12 protein-coding genes and 1 pseudogene are annotated in these 16,368 nt (G+C 63.0%); 4 read left to right on the forward strand and 9 right to left on the reverse strand.

Features of this window, described 5'->3' with window-relative positions; translation table 11 throughout:
* The first annotated feature begins 54 nt into the window (after positions 1 to 54).
* Positions 55 to 2,400: a TonB-dependent receptor gene (locus J4G38_RS25985; protein WP_210521766.1), complete on the forward strand. Its 2,346-nt coding sequence runs from the start codon at positions 55 to 57 to the stop codon at positions 2,398 to 2,400.
* Positions 2,401 to 2,736: 336 nt separating this feature from the next.
* On the opposite strand, the gene J4G38_RS29280 is transcribed toward J4G38_RS25985, so the two are convergent.
* Together J4G38_RS29280 and J4G38_RS29285 are read right to left on the reverse strand one after the other, a co-directional pair.
* Complete coding sequence (locus J4G38_RS29280) at positions 2,737 to 3,873, reverse strand: T9SS type A sorting domain-containing protein (RefSeq protein ID WP_449555734.1); 1,137 nt, start codon at positions 3,871 to 3,873, stop codon at positions 2,737 to 2,739.
* Positions 3,862 to 5,121: pseudogene (locus tag J4G38_RS29285) on the reverse strand (alpha-amylase family glycosyl hydrolase); the annotation flags it as partial. The pseudogene J4G38_RS29285 and the gene J4G38_RS29280, both read right to left, overlap by 12 nt.
* 324 nt (positions 5,122 to 5,445) lie before the next feature.
* On the opposite strand from J4G38_RS29285, the gene J4G38_RS25995 reads away from it, so the two are divergent.
* Both J4G38_RS25995 and J4G38_RS26000 read left to right on the forward strand, forming a co-directional pair.
* Positions 5,446 to 6,357: a murein L,D-transpeptidase catalytic domain family protein gene (locus J4G38_RS25995; RefSeq protein WP_210521768.1), complete on the forward strand. Its 912-nt coding sequence runs from the start codon at positions 5,446 to 5,448 to the stop codon at positions 6,355 to 6,357.
* Between the two features lie 287 nt (positions 6,358 to 6,644).
* Positions 6,645 to 7,379: a murein L,D-transpeptidase catalytic domain family protein gene (locus tag J4G38_RS26000; RefSeq protein WP_226163884.1), complete on the forward strand. Its 735-nt coding sequence runs from the start codon at positions 6,645 to 6,647 to the stop codon at positions 7,377 to 7,379.
* A 76-nt stretch (positions 7,380 to 7,455) separates the two neighbouring features.
* Here the strand turns inward: J4G38_RS26000 and J4G38_RS26005 are convergent, their stop codons facing one another.
* From J4G38_RS26005 to J4G38_RS26020, 4 genes are all read right to left on the reverse strand, one after another.
* Entirely contained in the window at positions 7,456 to 8,517 is a 1,062-nt protein-coding gene (locus J4G38_RS26005; RefSeq protein WP_210521770.1) for an Ldh family oxidoreductase, read from the reverse strand.
* A gap of 251 nt (positions 8,518 to 8,768) precedes the next feature.
* A complete protein-coding gene (locus tag J4G38_RS26010; protein ID WP_210521771.1) occupies positions 8,769 to 9,743 on the reverse strand; it encodes a transglutaminase family protein in 975 nt (324 codons plus the stop codon).
* Positions 9,744 to 9,876: 133 nt separating this feature from the next.
* A complete protein-coding gene (locus J4G38_RS26015) occupies positions 9,877 to 10,812 on the reverse strand; it encodes an alpha-E domain-containing protein (protein WP_210521772.1) in 936 nt (311 codons plus the stop codon).
* A gap of 174 nt (positions 10,813 to 10,986) precedes the next feature.
* Positions 10,987 to 12,441, reverse strand: a complete 1,455-nt coding sequence (locus J4G38_RS26020) for a circularly permuted type 2 ATP-grasp protein (RefSeq protein ID WP_210521773.1) — start codon at positions 12,439 to 12,441, stop codon at positions 10,987 to 10,989.
* A gap of 288 nt (positions 12,442 to 12,729) precedes the next feature.
* Here J4G38_RS26020 and J4G38_RS26025 point away from each other — a divergent pair, with 288 nt between their 5' ends.
* On the forward strand, positions 12,730 to 13,815 hold the full coding sequence (locus tag J4G38_RS26025) for a zinc-binding metallopeptidase family protein (RefSeq protein ID WP_210521774.1): 1,086 nt from the start codon (positions 12,730 to 12,732) through the stop codon (positions 13,813 to 13,815).
* Positions 13,816 to 13,860: 45 nt separating this feature from the next.
* On the opposite strand, the gene J4G38_RS26030 is transcribed toward J4G38_RS26025, so the two are convergent.
* From J4G38_RS26030 to J4G38_RS26040, 3 genes are all read right to left on the reverse strand, one after another.
* Entirely contained in the window at positions 13,861 to 14,808 is a 948-nt protein-coding gene (locus tag J4G38_RS26030; protein WP_210521775.1) for a Ppx/GppA phosphatase family protein, read from the reverse strand.
* 85 nt (positions 14,809 to 14,893) lie between these two features.
* Positions 14,894 to 15,778: a class I SAM-dependent methyltransferase gene (locus J4G38_RS26035; protein WP_210521777.1), complete on the reverse strand. Its 885-nt coding sequence runs from the start codon at positions 15,776 to 15,778 to the stop codon at positions 14,894 to 14,896.
* 413 nt (positions 15,779 to 16,191) lie between these two features.
* Positions 16,192 to 16,350, reverse strand: a complete 159-nt coding sequence (locus tag J4G38_RS26040) for a transposase (RefSeq protein WP_226163232.1) — start codon at positions 16,348 to 16,350, stop codon at positions 16,192 to 16,194.
* Between the last annotated feature and the right edge of the window lie 18 nt (positions 16,351 to 16,368).

A 16,368-nucleotide genomic window follows, 5' to 3' on the forward strand; every position in this document is an offset into this window, starting at 1 on the left:
GAGGGCCCGCCGGTATCGGTGGGGCCTCCTTGGAGTCCCGCATTTTATACGTTGATGAAACGACTATTTCTCACTTTGATAAACCATCCCGCGCTCACGAGCAGGCTAGTTCTGCTGAGCGCGCTGCTGGGGCTGCTGCCGCTGCTGGCCGCAGCGCAGGGCACGGCTACTTTGCGCGGCACCGTGGCTGATTCGCTTTCCGGCCAGCCGGTAGCGGGCGTGAGCGTGGGCCTGCAAGGCCAGTCCGGCGGCACGGCCACCGATGCCCTGGGCCAGTTCCGGCTCGGCGGCATCGCGGCCGGCTCGTATCAGGTGCGGGTGGGCGCTTTGGGCTACCGGGCCCAAACCCTGCCTCTGACGCTGGGCGCCGGCGAAAGCCGCAGCCTGACAGTGGTGGTGGCCGCCACGACGCTCAGCCTCGCGGAGGTGACCGTGAGCCAGCCCCGCGACCCCAACCAGAGCCTGGCCGCCATTTCGCACATCGACCAGGTGCTGCGGCCCCTGAACTCGGCGCAGGACCTGCTGCGGCTGGTGCCGGGCCTGTTCATTGCCCAGCACGCGGGCGGCGGCAAGGCCGAGCAGATTTTCCTGCGCGGCTTCGACTGCGACCACGGCACCGATTTCGCGGTGAGCATCGACGGGCTGCCGGTGAACATGGTGAGCCACGCCCACGGCCAGGGCTACGCCGATTTCCACTTCGTGATACCCGAAACGGTGGAGCAGCTGAAGGTGTACAAAGGGCCCTACACGGCCCGGTTTGGGGATTTTGCTACGGCCGGCGCGGGCGAATTCATCACCAAAACCCAGCTGGAACACAGCCAGGTGAAGCTTGAAGTGGGCCAGTTTGATACCCGCCGGGCCCTGGTGATGCTGGACTTGCTGGGCCCGGGCCACCACTTGCTGAGCAAGCGCCCGGAAAGCGCCTACGTGGCGGCCGAGTACTACTTCACCAATTCCTACTTCGATGCCAAGCAGCACTTCAAGCGCTTCAACGGCCTGGCCAAGTACACCGGCCAGCTCTCAGATAAGACCTCGCTGACCTTGCTGGGCTCGCACTTCAACTCGAACTGGGACGCCAGCGGCCAGATACCCGAGCGCGGCGTGGAAAACGGCACCATCTCCCGTTTCGGCAGCATCGACCCCAGCGAGGGCGGCCGCACCGACCGCACCAATGCCTCCATTGTCCTCACCACCGCCCTCCCGCACGATGCCGTGCTGCGCCAGCAGGCCTACTACTCCAACTACCACTTCAACCTGTTTTCGGACTTCACCTTCTTTCTAAACCACCCCGACCCGCTGGTGGGCGACGAAATCAACCAGACCGAAACCGGCCGCAACATCTACGGCTACACCGGCACCTACGACCGCGACGACCAGCTCGGGGCCCACACGCTGCACAGCACGCTGGGCGTGGGCACCCGCATCGACGATGCGGGCCTGGCCCTGCGCCACGCCGTGCGCCGCCAAATCACCGATACCATCACCACGGGCCGCTTATTCGAGCAAAACATCAACGCCTACCTCGACGAAACCCTGCCCCTCACCGACCGCCTCACCGTGAACGCGGCCGTGCGGCTGGACGTCTTCACCTTCGATTTCCGGGGCCTGCTGGCCAATGAGGATGCCGGCGCGCTGGAGCCGCTGCGGGGCCGCCTGGCCCGCGCCCGCGTCTCGCCCAAACTCAACCTCTACTACCAGCTCACGCCCACGGTGCAGCTGTTTGCCCGCTCCGGTTTTGGCTTCCATTCCAACGATGCGCGGGGCGTGATTCGGGGAACGAACGACAACGTGCTGCCCCGCGCCCTGGGCTACGAGGTGGGCAGCACCTTCAAGCCCGTGCCCCATCTGGTGGTGAACGCCGCCCTCTGGAGCCTGCACCTGCAGGATGAATTGGTGTACGTGGGCGATGATGGCAACGTGGAAAACACCGGCCCCACCCAGCGCTACGGCGTGGACGTGGCCCTGCGCTACCAGCTCAGCCGCCGGCTTTTCCTCGATACCGACCTCAACTACAACCACGGCCGCCAGCTCGACGCGCCCGCCGAGGCCAGCTACATTCCGCTTGCGCCCACGTTCACCACCATCGGCGGCCTCACCTACAAAGCGCCCAGGGGCCTGAGCGGCAGCCTCCGCTACCGCCACATCGACTCGCGCCCGGCCAACGACGACGGCAGCATCCGGGCCCGGGGCTACTTCCTGGCCGATGCCGTGGTGAGCTGCACCCGCGCCCGCTTCCAGGTAGGCGCCACCGCCGAAAACCTCTTCAACGTGGCCTGGAACCAGGCCCAGTTCGCCACCCAAAGCCGCCTGCCCGGCGAGCCCGCCGCCGGCGTCGATGAGCTGCACTTCACGCCCGGCACGCCGTTCTACCTGAAGCTGAACGCCAGCGTGTTTTTCTAAGCCCGCTACCCGTCGATAACCAGTCTCGGGTTTATTTAATTGGAAAAGTGCTACAGTTGCCCTGAAAAATGCTTTGGAGGAGCTTACTGGCGCGGTGGAGGAGCTTACTGGCGCGGAGGACGGGCTTACCAGCGCAGTGGCGGAAGCTCCGGCCCCGGAGGCTGACCCTACGGCTCCTGGGGTGGCGGCTACCAGCGGTGGGGCCGGGCCTACGGGCGCTGAGCACGCCGCATAAAGGCCTCGGCACCGAACCCAAAAAAGCCGCTCCGAATGCTCGGAGCGGCTTTCTCTAGCGTGTGGTGCAGGGTGCGGGGCCGGCCCCGCACCCTGCCTGCATTAGTACAGCGCCACCTTCTGGCTGACGTGGAACTCGGGCACCGTGAGCTGGTAGAGGCCGCCGGGTAGCGTCCGCTTCACGCCGAGGCGCAGCTCGTTGGCGCCGTTGTAGAGGCGCACGGTTTCGGTGTGCACCAGGCGGCCGGTGAGGTCGTGGAGCTGGACGGTGGCGGCCTGCTCGCGGTTGGCCTGGATGGTCAGGTCGATGCGGTCGGAGGCCGTGGGGTTGGGGTAGATGGAGACTTCGGCGGTGGGCACGTCCTGGGTATTGGCCAGCACGGCGGCGTCGCGGCGGCCGGTCATGGCGCCGGTTACCACGGTGGGGGCGGTGTAGGTCACCTTCACGAAAGCGCCCTGGCTGGGGTTGGCGGCGCTGGCGTTTTTGGCTTTGAGGGTGTACCAGCCTTCGGCCGTGGGCGTGTAGGTGCCGGTGAGGGTGCCGGTGCCGGTCTGGCTGCTCACCACGGTGCCGGCGCTGTTGAGCACGGCCACCGTGAGGCTGCGCGTGGCATCCACCGGAAACAGGGTGTAGGTGACGGACTTGTTGGCGGCCCCGTAGATGCGGCCGGCCGTGCGGTAGGCCGTGGAGGCGGCCGGCAGCGCGCCGCCCTGCATCAGGCTGCGGCTGTCGGAGTCGCCAAGGTCATCGGCCAATTCCCATTCCTGGGTGGTGGCCAGGGCCGGGCGGGTGTAGCCGGTCACGGCATTGGTGGGGGCCCACACCGAGTAGCCCCGGCGGCCCCCGGCGGCCGTGCCGTTGCACGGCGGCGTGTTGATGGCCACGGTTTGCGAGCCGCTCACGGTCACGGTGGCGGTGCCATTGGCCCCGGAATAGTCCTTGAGCACGGTGCCAGGGGCAAAATCGCAGCTCACCGTGCTGTTTTGCCAGGTGGTGAAGTTGTCGTTGATGCCGATGAGGGCTTTCGTGCTGCGCTCAATCACGAGGTGGTCGGCCGATTGCCAGCGCACTTTGTAGGCGCCGTCCTTGAAGTGCAGGTTCTGGTGGCACCACACCAGGTTCACGAGGTCGTCGCGGGTGGGCAGGTCGGTGGTGCTTTTGGGGCTGTTGCTGAAACGCTTGCTGGTGTTGCCCACGTTGAACACGTCCTCAAAGTAGAGCATCGGGGAGCCGTCCATGGCCAGCGCGGCGGCGTACACGGCCGAGAGGCGCGGGTCGAACGGGTCGATGTGCGGGGCCAGCTCCGAGCCGGTGTTCCAGCCGGTGTAGTTGCCGTTGGCGTCGGTGGTGGGGCGCATCGTGTCGTGGTTGTTCACGAAAGGCACCGTGCGGTGCACATACGTCCCGCCGATGTTCACCACGCGGGTGCCCTGCTGGTACGTCGGCAGCGTGCCGATGTCGAAGCTGCCGCCCTGGCTCACCACCTGGTAGAGGCCGTTGCGCAACGAGAAGTCGAACGTGCCCGAGCGGTTGTTCACGTTGGCCACCCAGCCGTCCATCTGGCTGCTGCTGCCCACCCATTCGCCCACGGCGTACATGGTGGCCCCGCCGCTGGCCCAGCCGGCGTTGCTTTGCAGGTTATAGAGGAAATCCTCGGACGCGAAGTCCGGGAAATGCTTCACCGCATCGAGCCGCACGCCATCGAAACCGACTTGCTTCTTGTACCAAATCAGCCAGTTGCGGTTGCCGGTGCGCATGTAGTCGCTGGCCTGGGTGGGGTTGTAGGTGGCGTTGGAGCTTTGGCCGTAAGAGCCGGTGTAGTAGCTGATATCCGGCCCGAAGAAGGGCGCATTCCAGTCGCCGGAAGTCGAATTATTGCCGGGGTTGGGGTTGAAGTTCTGCCAGTTTTTGGCAAAGCGGCCGCTGCGCGAGAGGTAGTCGGCGGCGCTTTCGTCGGTCACCGGCTTGGCGTAGCTCACGTAGCGGAAGTTCTTGTACTTGCTGGTCGTGTAGTCTTCCCAGGCCGCCGGGTCAGGGCCGCCCGCCCCGGAAGAAGAGCCGGCGCCGTCGTTGTGGTTCAGCACGATGTCCTGCACCACTTCGATGCCGTTGGCGTGCAGCACGGCCACGGCGCGCAGCAGCTCGTCCTTGGTGCCCATGCGGGTGGCCAGGAAGCCCTTTTGCCACTTATCGCCGAGGTCGTAGTTGTCGAAAGGGGAGTAGCCGTCGCCCTGGTTGCCGTTTTTGATGGTAGGCGGAATCCAGACCGCGTCCACGCCCATGCCTTTGAGGCGCGGGGCCAGGTCGGCGAGGTAATTGGCCCAGCCGTTGGGGTAGTTCGAATTCCAGTAATCCCACCAGAAGCCCTGCATGACGACTTTTTGGGCGTGGGCCGATTGGGTTCCGGCCCCCAGCAAGGCCAGGGCCAATGCCAGCGCAAACCGGAATCGTTTGCGGAATGGGAAAGGAGGAGAGAAGTGCATCATGTGTGGGAATGAAGTTATATGAGAAAAGAGTGAAGTGTGTGCCAAAGAACCAGCGTAGGGATGACAAAGAAATACGCGGCTTTTTGGTCATTCAAGGTAGATATAATCCTTCATACTACCAGAACACGCCATAATCTTATCCGTGCATTCGATTGCACTATTCAGTAAATTTTCCTTAACTGATATTTATTGTTTGCCCGTGCTTAATCCACACCGGGCGGCCATCCGGCGGGGTGCCCGGGCCACTACCGCGGCGGCAACAATTTGCCCGCACCGCACCCGGTTTTCAGGGATGGATTTCGCTGGCCGTCGTACTTTCAGGGCATGTTTAGGTTGAAAGAACGGTGGGCGGCAGCCAATGGGACGATGAAAATGAGCCGGGCGCTGCGCCTGGCCGGGGCGGCTTTGCTGGTAGCCGGCTGCCAGCTGCGGGCCAATGAGCCGCAGGCCCCGACCAGCGGCCCGCCGCTCAGCCAGAGCCCGGCCGCGGCACCTGCCCCGGCCGCCGACTCTCAGGCCTTAGCCAGCGCCCCAACGGTTCCGGCCGTCGTCCCCGATTCATTGCGCCTCACGCCGGTCGCCACCGTGCCCAACGTGCCCGATACCCTGCGCCAGGCCATCCGGAGCTTGCACGCTGCCCTCGGCCCCGCCGCCGCCGCGCTGCGCCCCGAGGTACTGGAGCAGGCCTGCGTGGGCTACCTCACGCTGCACCCCACCGGCCGCATCGAGCGCGCCGGCCTGCTGGCTGTGGCCGATATGGACCTGCCCAACACCACCGAGCGCCTCTGGGTAATTGATTTGAAGAATGCCCGGGTGCTGCACCGCAGCCTGGTGGCCCACGGCGAAGGCTCGGGCCACCTGCGCGCCACCCGGTTTTCCAACGAAGAAAAATCAGCCTGCACTTCGCTGGGCTTCTACCGCACGGCCGGCACGTATGACGGCATCCATGGCTACTCGCGCCGCATCGAAGGCCTCGACAAGGGCCAAAATGCCAACGCTTTCGACCGCTACGTGGTGCTACACGCGGCCGACTACGCCAGCCCCAGATACGTTGAGAAATACGGCCACCTGGGCTACAGCCGCGGCTGTCCGGCCCTGCCACCCGAGCAGTTCAAGGACATCATCGCCACCATGCGGGTGGGCAGCATGATGCTGCTGAGCGGCCCCGGCCTAGCCTCGCGCTGGCTGGATGGGCCGGCGGCCGGGCGGCGCTTCCTGAAGCGCGGCTGGCAGTAAGGCCTTGATTGCGTAGCGGGTTAGTACCGGTCAGAACGAGGATTCTGGAATCTTTTGCCGCAGGCCGGCGTTGATAATGTGCCCCCTGAGGCAAAGTTCTCGTATAAGGTTCTGAACCAGCTGCTGCTTGCGCGGCAACTGGTTTTTTAGCCATCAGCTAATCCTTCGAAATCATGCACCAGACCAGCGTCAGCGTAGTTCAGCGGAAACGAAAGTCGCAGCGGCGAATGCAGCGGATAGCGCGGCGGGCCTTGCCCTTCCTGGCTTCGTTGTTTTTAGCCACACCCATGGCCGGCCCCGTCACCAAATCAATGGCCGGCGGCTCGAAAAACGAGCTGCGCATGCCCAAAGCTAATTTTTCGCCCCAGGCCCGGTTCGACCAGGAGTTGCGCACCACTTACAACGCCCTCGGGGCCGAGCAGGAAGGGCTGCGCTTCGAAACTTTTGCCAAGGCCATGACCGGCTACCTCAACCTGCGCGAGGCCGGCAAGCTGTCGGAGAACAAGCAGCTGTTGACCGTCATCGATTTCGACCTGCCTTCTACTGAAAAGCGTCTGTGGGTGCTCGATTTGGCCAACAAGGAAATCTTGTTTCACACCCTCGTGGCCCACGGCCACAACTCTGGCGAGAACGAAGCCACCAACTTCTCCAACACCGACCAGAGCAATATGAGCAGCCTCGGCTTCTACGCCACGGGCAGCGAATACGAGGGCAAGCATGGCCATTCCCTGCGCCTCCAAGGCCTGGACGAAGGCTACAACACCAACGCTGCATCCCGCTCCGTGGTGATGCACGGCGCTGATTACGTGAGCGAAGATTTCATCAAGCAAAACGGCCGTTTGGGGCGCAGCCTCGGCTGCCCCGCCCTGCCGATGGACCAGTACGCACAGATTATTGACGCGGTGAACGGTGGTACCTGCCTGTTCCTGAACAAGTCGGATGCCGGCTATTCGTCCCAGTATTTGAATGAACAAGTGGCCATTGCGGCGCTGGTGCCCACGGCTGCCAACCACGTTTCGTAGCCATCGCTAATTACACAAAAAAGTCCTCCATGTTGCATGGAGGACTTTTTTTGTGCCCTGTGCTTTGAATCTGGGTTTAGAGTTTTACCCCAAACTTCGCGCCTACTCCTTCCAAATCCTTCACCACGGCATCGAGCAGCGGAATGCCTTCGATGAGCCGGTGGGCGGCGATTTCACGTTCCGGGTCGCCGGGAATTAACACCTTTTTGCCCGCCACGGCGTGCGCGTTGCGGAAGGTTGTAATCCAGTTGTCCATGTGGGCCTTGAACTCATCGGCGGGCCGGAACGCATCGACGCGCATCGCGCCAAAAAAATGGCCCAGCCCCTGGCCCACGGGATTGGCCGAGGGCTGGAGGAAAGCTACGAACGGCGGCACCCACGGCCCATAATTCGCTCCGGATAGCACGGCGGAGAAGATGTCCACGATGCTGCCCAGCGCGTAGCCTTTGTGCGAGCCGGTGGCGCCGCCCAGGGGCAGGAGCGCGCCACCGTTTTTCACGGCGTTGGCATCGGTGCTGGGCTGGCCGTCGGCGGTTTGGGCCCAGCCTTCGGGCAGGGGGATGCCTTTGCGTTGGGCGATTTCGAGCTTGCCGTTGGCGGCGGTGGTGGTGGCCATGTCGGCCACGAAATCGGGTTGTTCACCGGCGGGCACGGCCACGGCAATGGGGTTGGTGCCGAGTAATCTATCGAGCGAATAAGTGGGCGCGACGAGGGGCGAGGCATTGGTCATGGCAATGCCAATCATGTCGTGTGCCAGGGGCAGCATGGCGTGGTAGCCAGCTATGCCGAAGTGGTTGGAATTCTTCACCGAAACCCAGCCCGTGCCTACTTGCCTGGCCTTTTCGATGGCCACGCGCATGGCTTTGGGGCCGACTACGAGGCCGAGGCCGCCGTCGCCGTCCACCACGGCGGTGCTGGGCGTTTCATAAGTCACGCCCACGCGGGGCGTGGCGTTGATGCGGCCGGCCTCCCAGAGGCGCACGTAGCCCACAAGGCGGGCCACGCCGTGGGAGTCGACGCCCCGCAGGTCGGCTGAAAGCAGGGTTTCGGTGGCGAGCGTAGCGTCTTCTTCGGAACAGCCGATGCTGCGGAAAACGCTTTCGGTGAAGGTGAAAAGCTGGCTGTAGGGGAAGGTCATGGCGAGGAAGTGAGGGCCGGCGAAGGCGCGGCAAGGCCCAAACTTACGGCGTACTGAAAAACCTCACCCCCGGCCCCTCTCCCGCGGAGAGGGGAGCCACGGCGGTGCAGAGATATGAGTTAATACTTAAAAGTGAAAATGGAGGAATCAGAAATGATTTTCGACCCTATGCTTTTCACTTTTAATTCAATCGTTAGGCTCCCCTCTCCGCGGGAGAGGGGCCGGGGGTGAGGTGCACGCGGAGGGCGACCTTACTGCTGCTGTTGCTGTTGCTGCTGAGCCCAGGTTACGTACTTGCGGTAGGAGTTCACGGGCGCGACGGGCTGCTGCGTTTCGCGCACGTAAACCGGTACGTCGGGGGTCGAATCAGCCTTTTTGGGCTTGCCGTTTTCGATGTGCACCGTCACGGTGAGGGTGTGCGCGCCGGTGCCTTTGTAAGTGCCTTTGATGGGGGTGCAATCGGCAAACTGCCGGCCGATGGCCATGCGGACGTGGCCGTCGTTCACAATGGTGTTATTGGTGGGGTCGAGGCCCAGCCAGCCGTAGAAAGGAATGTAGGCTTCGACCCAGGCGTGGGTGGCGCCGGCCCCGCGCACGCCTTCTTCTTTGGGGCACACGTAGCCGCTCACGTAGCGCGCCGGAATGCCGATGAGCCGCAGCATAAATAGCAGCAAATGCGCGAAATCCTGGCATACGCCCGCTTTCAGCTGCCAGATTTCTTCGGTGGGCGTTTCCACGCTGGTCACGCCCTGCTCGTAGGCCAGGTTGGCGTTCACGTATTCGGAGAGGACCAGGGCATTTTTCAGTGGCTTGTCGTTGCCGTTCACCACGTCTGTCAGAGCCGCCCGGATTTCCTCGTGCAGTGGCGACGTGTGCGGGTCCAGAAAGTCCATGAACGCCGCGTCGTAGCGGATATCGACCAAATGCTGCCACTGCTGCTCGGCGGTTTCCTCGTCCATCGGGAATAGGATGGGCGTGGTCACCACTTCCACATTCGACTCTATCAGCAGCTCGGTGTGCGGCTTGATGACGGTGAACACGCCCACCTGATTGCCGAAATAATCGGTGAAAAACGCTATTTCGGGGTTGGCCGAGATGTTTACGACCTGGCTTTTGACTTCCAGCCGGTCGTCTTCCAGCGGGTAAATCATGAGCTGGTTGGCGCAGTCGATAACCGGAGCCGCGTAGGCGTAGCGCGTGAGGTGCTTGATTTTATAGGAAGGCATGAGATTGAGGAATGAAGAGGAACGTCATGCCGAGCGCCGTCGAGGCATTTCGCGTGCATTGCTAACTCAATCGTTGTAGCGATTTTGATTACTGCCACACGCGAGATGCCTCGGCTGCGCTCGGCATGACGGGCTAGCTATTGCCAAAATAGTACGTGTTGAGCGCCGCCGCGATGTCGAGCAGCTCGCCGCGGGTTTGCTTTAGGAATTGTTCCAGGGCGGGGCCGTCAATGGCGGTGAGGCTGCTGTAGGCCACGTTGTTTTTGGCCTTGCCGATGAGGAAATGCAGGTGGTCGTAGCTTTCGGGCAGGCTGTCGTCGCGCAGGCGCTCGCAGTAGCGCACCAGCTGGGCCAGGCTGTAGGCCAGCGAGTGCGGAAAATCTTCGTCGTACACCAGCATTTCGAGCACGTTTTCGGGCGTAATCACGCCTTTGTACGTCTTGGTGTACAGCTCGTAGCCGAACAGCGCATACAGCAGGTAGCGCAGGGCCGAAGCGCTTTGGTGGGGCTCGGTGGCCGGAGAAAAAGCCTCGCGTTTGAGGCGCATGATGTCCGTGGTTTGCAGGGCGCGCTCCAGGAATTTGCCCATGCTCAGAAACACGTAGCCTTCGTCGCGCGGCATGGTGTGCTGCACCGTGCCGGCAAACAGCAGGCCTTGCTTTATCAGGAAATCGATGCCCGAAACGGGGTCTTCAACCTGCACTTGCCGGGCCACTTCGTCCTGCCGGATGACGTGGTAGTAGTCGTTCAGGCTCAGCCAGACTTCCTTGGTGATGTGGTCCTGCACGGCGCGGGCGTTTTCGCGGCCCTGCACGATGTTGTTGTACACCGAAACGGCGTTTTCCCGGTCAAAAATCAGGTGGCCCAGCACCAGGGCGGTGTCGGCCGCAGTGGCGGTAACTTCTTCCTCCGTGAGGTCGCCGTAGGTGTAAAGCAGCGGTTTCCAGCCCTCAAAGGCCTGCTCGTCCTGCGAGGCGATGTAGTTGATGCGCAGCACCTGCAGCATGGCCTGGCTGCGCTCCAGATAGCGGGCCAGCCAGTAAATAGTATCGGCAACGCGACTGAGCATATGGGGCAATATGGATTTTATTAGGAGGAGAGAACGTCCGGTAAGAACGTCATGCTGAGCGTAGCCGAGGCATCTCGCGTGCTTCCACTAACTCCAATCGGATTGATTTACTACCACACGCGAGATGCTTCGCTGCGCTCAGCATGACGTTCTTTTTTATGGCCTGACGTCAACTCAGTTCTCCGGGCCCAGCACCCAAGTGTCTTTGCTGCCGCCGCCCTGCGAGGAATTGACCACCAGCGAGCCTTCGCGCAGGGCCACCCGCGTGAGGCCGCCGGGCACAATATCGATGCCCGACGGGCCGTAGAGCGCAAAGGGCCGCAAATCGACGCGCCGCGGTTGCAGCACGCCGTCGATATAGCACGGCGAGGAGGAGAGGTTGATGATGGGCTGGGCGATGAAGCTGCGCGGGTCCTGGCTGATGGCGGTGCGGAAATCGGCCATTTCCTCGTCGGTGGCGCAGTTGCCAATGAGCATGCCGTAGCCGCCCGACTCGTTGGTGCGCTTGATGACCATGCGCTCCATGTTGTCGAACACGTGCTGGCGCTTGTCGGGGTCGTCGAGGCGGTGCGTGGGCACGTTTTTCAGGATGGGCTCCTCGTTGAGGTAGTAGCGAATCATGTCGGGCACGTAGCAGTACACGGCTTTGTCGTCGGCCACGCCGTTGCCCATGGCGTTTACAATGGCCACATTGCCTTTGCGGTAGGCCCAGTACAGGCCCGACACGCCGAGCGCGCTGTCGGGCCGGAACACCAGCGGGTCGATGTATTCGTCGTCGACGCGGCGGTAAATCACGTCGACCCGCTCCAGGCCGCGCGTGGTTTTCATGTACACAAAGTGGTTGTGCACGATGAGGTCGCGGCTTTCCACCAGCCGGATGCCCATGAGCCGCGCCAGCGCGCTGTGCTCGAAATACGCCGAGTTGTAGATGCCCGGCGAGAGCAGCACCACCGTGGCCTCGCTGGCCTGCCGGCTGCCCAGCGCCAGCAGGTTGCGGAACAGCAAATCGGGGTAATCCTTCACCGGCAGCACGTTGCTTTTGGGCAGCAAATCGGGGAAAATGCGGTAGGTAATGCTCCGGTTTTCCAGCATATACGACACGCCGGAGGGCGTGCGCAGGTTGTCTTCCAGCACGTACAGCTCGCCGTCGTTGTCCCGAATTAAATCGACGCCCGCGATGTGCGTGTAGATGTCGTGCGGCACGTTCACGTTCATCATCTCGCGCAGGAACTGCGGGCAGGAGTACACCAGCGCCGCCGGCATAATGCCGTCTTTCAGGATGAACTGCTGGTGGTAAATGTCCTTCAGGAAGATGTTGAGGGCCTTCAGGCGCTGCTTGATGCCGGCCTCGATGCGCTGCCACTCGGCGTGGTTGATGATGCGCGGGATGATGTCGAACGGGAAAATCTTCTCGATGCCCTCACCGCTGTTGTACACCGTGAAAGTCACGCCCTGGCTCAGAAAGAGCTTTTTGGCCAGCTCGGCCTTGCGGGTCATCTCGGTGCCCGCCAGGTTTTCGATGGCCGTCACGAAGTGGCGGTATTCGGGCCGGGTGCCTTCGGCCCGGAACATTTCGTCCCACACATTGGCCAGTTCCGGGTACGAGTTGAGGAGGGTATTTTCCGGCATGGGAAGCGGCTATGAAGCAACAAACAACAAGGGACCAAGGGCAGCAAGGGAAATGCCGAAGCCTTTAAATTTTAGGGGGTGCCGTGGAATTCGAATGTAATAACCTACTGAAATCCTGAAAAGCAATAGGGGGTTGGGGCAAAAAAGAGGTTTTTATCTGCTGAAAACGGTAAAACGAACGGGATGCGGTGAAGCCCGCGTCGCCGAAGCAGCAAGGCCACGCAGCGCTTCCCCAAAAGAAACGTACACCAAGCGCCTTATTCCGGCCCACGCCTAACCACATGTTACATGGAGCTTTTTAACTGCACCCACTGCGGGCAGGTGCTTTTTTTTGAAAACAGCCAGTGCGAGCGGTGCCACTTTCCGCTGGGTTTCGAGACCACGCGACTGGTGCTGGTGCCCCTGGTGGCTCAATCAGCGGGCAATTTCCAGGTGTATGAGGCTACCCCGGGGCCGGCATCGCCGACCTATACCTACTGCCAAAACCACGCCGACGCCTGCTGCAACTGGCTGGTGCCGGCCGGCAGCCCCACGCCGTTCTGCGTGGCCTGCGCCCTCAACCGCACCATTCCCGACCTGAGCAACCCCGAGTACCGCCAGCGCTGGCAACGCCTCGAAACGGCCAAGCGCCGCCTCGTCTACAGCCTGCTGCGCCTGGGCCTGCCGGTGGTGAGCAAAACGGCGGACCCGGCCCACGGCCTGGCCTTCAACTTCTTGGCCGACCCCAACCCGGGCGGCGGCGAAAAAATCCTGACCGGCCACGATAACGGCCTTATCACCATCAACATTGCCGAGGCCGACGACATCGAGCGCGAAATGGCCCGCAAGGCCATGGCCGAAACCTACCGCACCCTGCTGGGCCACTTCCGCCACGAGGTGGGCCACTACTACTGGGACCGGCTCATCGGCCATACGCCGCATCTGGAGGAATACCGCCAGCTGTTCGGCGATGAGCGGCAGGACTACGCCGCGGCCCTGCAAGCGCACTACGCCCACGGCCCGCGCCCCGACTGGCCGCAGCACTTCATCAGCGCCTACGCCAGCAGCCACCCCTGGGAGGACTGGGCCGAAACCTGGGCCCACTACCTGCACATCCTCGACACGCTGCAAACGGCCCACGCTTTTGGGCTGGGGGTAAACCCCAGCGGCGCCGCCGACGACCAGCACCTGCGCGTGGCCATCACCGAAGACCCGTACGAAGCGGCCGATTTCCACCGCATTGTGGCGCAGTGGCTGCCCCTCACCTTCGCCATGAACAGCCTGAACCGCAGCATGGGCCAGCCCGATTCCTACCCCTTCATCATCCGCCCGGAGGTGGTGCGCAAGCTGGCTTTCATCCACCGGGTGTGCCGGGCAGTAGCGCGGGCGTTGTAGTCCGCGAGTGGAAAACCGTTGGACTCGCGGACGGCAAAGTCCGCGCTACAACCCCAGCATTTCCGCCAGCAGCCCTTCCTTCAACGCGTACGCCGAAGTCTGTATGCGCGTGATTTCCGCGATGCCCAGCACGTAATCAATCAGCACCGAGGCCACCACCAGCATATCGGCTCGCATGGGCAGGATGCCGGGCAGAGCCTTCCGCTGCTCGTGGTTGCCGGCCAGCAGGTGCCGGTAGCTGGCCTGGAACGAGCTTAACGCCAGCTCCGTGCGGGGCGGCAGCTCGGCTTCGGAGCGCAGCTGGCCCAGCTGCATATCGGCCAGGCTGTCGAAGCTGCCCGAAGCGCCCACTATCCCTACGGGCTTGTGGCGCTGCACGGCCTCGATGAGCGGCCCGAGTACCGAGCCCAGGTATTCCTGCTCGGCCACCACGGCGGTGGCCGGAAACACGCCCGCCAGGTCGGGAAAAAACTTGTCCAGCAGCCGTTGGGCCCCGATTTCGAAGCTCTGCTTCCAGAAAATGGTGGCGTGGTTGGCAATAATAAATTCCACCGAGCCGCCGCCGATGTCCATTATTAAGTGCGGTTCGGGGCCCAGCGGCACGGCCTGGCGCACGCCCTCGCAAATCAGCTCTGCCTCGCGGTCACCGGGAATGACGTCGACGCGGATGCCGGTTTGCTCGAAGATGTCGCGCACCAAATCGGGGCCGTTGCGGGTGACGCGCATGGCGCTGGTGGCCGTGGCGCGCACCTCGGTCACGGTGTGCAGCTCCATTTCTTCCTTGAAGCCGGCTAGCGTGTGCAGGGCGCGGGCATACGGCTCGGGTGCGATAAGGCCCTGGCTGATGCCGCCTTCGCCCAGGCGCACGCCGGCTTTGGTGCGCAGCAGCACCAGCGGCTTTTCGCCGGGCGTGGCGGGCATTTCTACGATGAGCAGGTGGAAGGTATTCGTGCCCAAATCAATCAGGGCGAGGCGGCGGGGAGCGGTGTGCATAAGTAGCGCGGACTTTCAGTCCGCGAGTTTAGCGAAGCGAGTGGTGCAATACGGATGACGGGCCGGCGCGGACTACAAGTCCGCGCTACGTGGCGAACCGGCAGAACGTGCCCAGCGGCAGCTTGCGCTGGCCGGCATCGTGCAGGTAAATCTCGCCCAGCTCACGCACGGTCTTCTCGCCGGGGAAAATGGCCGTGGTGAGGTTGTCCAGAATCAGGGCCGAGAAGCCCAGCGAATACAGGTTCACCACGAAGAAATGGTCCTTGGGGTCGAGGAGCTGCTGGCTGAGCTTGAGCATTTCGTTCAACTCATCTTCGAGCTGCCACTTTTCGCCGTTGGGGCCGCGGCCGTAGGCGGGCGGGTCCAGGATGAGGCCCTGGTACTTGCTGCCGCGCTTCACTTCGCGCCGCACGTATTTCATGGCGTCTTCCACCAGCCAGCGCACGCCGTCGAGCTGGCTGGCTTCCATGTTGTCACGGGCCCAGAAGTTGACCTGCTTCACCGAATCGAGGTGCGTGACGTCGGCCCCGGCGGCGCGGGCGGCCAGCGTGGCGGCCCCGGTGTAGGCAAACAGGTTGAGCACGCGCGGTAGTGTGGCGCGGCGCTTTTTCGTCTGATTGTAGATGAACTGCCAGTTGGGGTCCTGCTCCGGAAACAGCCCGACGTGCTTGAACGACGACAGGCCCAGCCGAAACTTCAGCTTCAGGCCATCGGGCCGCTGGTAGTCGATGAGCCACTGCTCGGGCATGGCGGGCTTGAGGCGCCACTGGCCTTTTTCGGTGCTGCCGGGGGCGCGGGCGAAGGCGGCATCGGCCTTTTCCCACTCTTTAAGCGGCAGGTGCGGGTCCCAGATGGCCTGCGGCTCGGGCCGGGCCAGCACATATGGGCCGAAGCGTTCGAGCTTTTGGAAGTTGCCGGAATCAATCAGCTCGTAATCGGGCCAGGGGGAGGTGGTGAGGAAGTCGTACATAAGCGGGCCGCAAAGGTAGGGGCCGGGTCCGGTAGGGTAGGCCGTTTGGGGCGTAGGAGCGGGGTGGGGCACCGTGTGCCGGCCATCCCGGCCGGCGGCTCCGCCCTCGTCGGCGCATCCCGCGCCTTCCCCGGAGTCGGTAATGCCTCCGTAGCAGCTTCCGGAAGCCTTCCCGACAGTCGGTAATGCCTCCGTAGCGGCGTCCGGAGCCATTACCAACTCCCGCGAGCCGGCCCGCGCCTGGCCGCTGAAGGCCGGATGAGCCGGCGGTTGCCCGGCTCCGGTTGCCAGCAGAAGCCCGGAAGCCGAAAACACAGTTGGTCGCCGCCCTACCCACTTTCGAGGACTTTCCCATTCGGTTAGGCGAAGCCATCCCGCCCACCGGCCAGCCGCACACTAGGACGTGTAAACAATTAAAGCCACATCAGGATGGCTCCGAGGGTGACCATTGCCAGAAAGGTGCTGGCGTTCTTTTCGTAGCGTGAAGCGAGGCCCCGAAACCGCTTGAGGCGGTTGAAGCAGCGTTCGATTTGGTTACGATTTTTGTAGACTTCTTCGTTGTGCTCAATCACTTGCGTCCGATTTTTTTT

Origin of the sequence: Hymenobacter terricola, from assembly GCF_017921975.2 — a bacterium.
Lineage (GTDB): Bacteria > Bacteroidota > Bacteroidia > Cytophagales > Hymenobacteraceae > Hymenobacter > Hymenobacter terricola.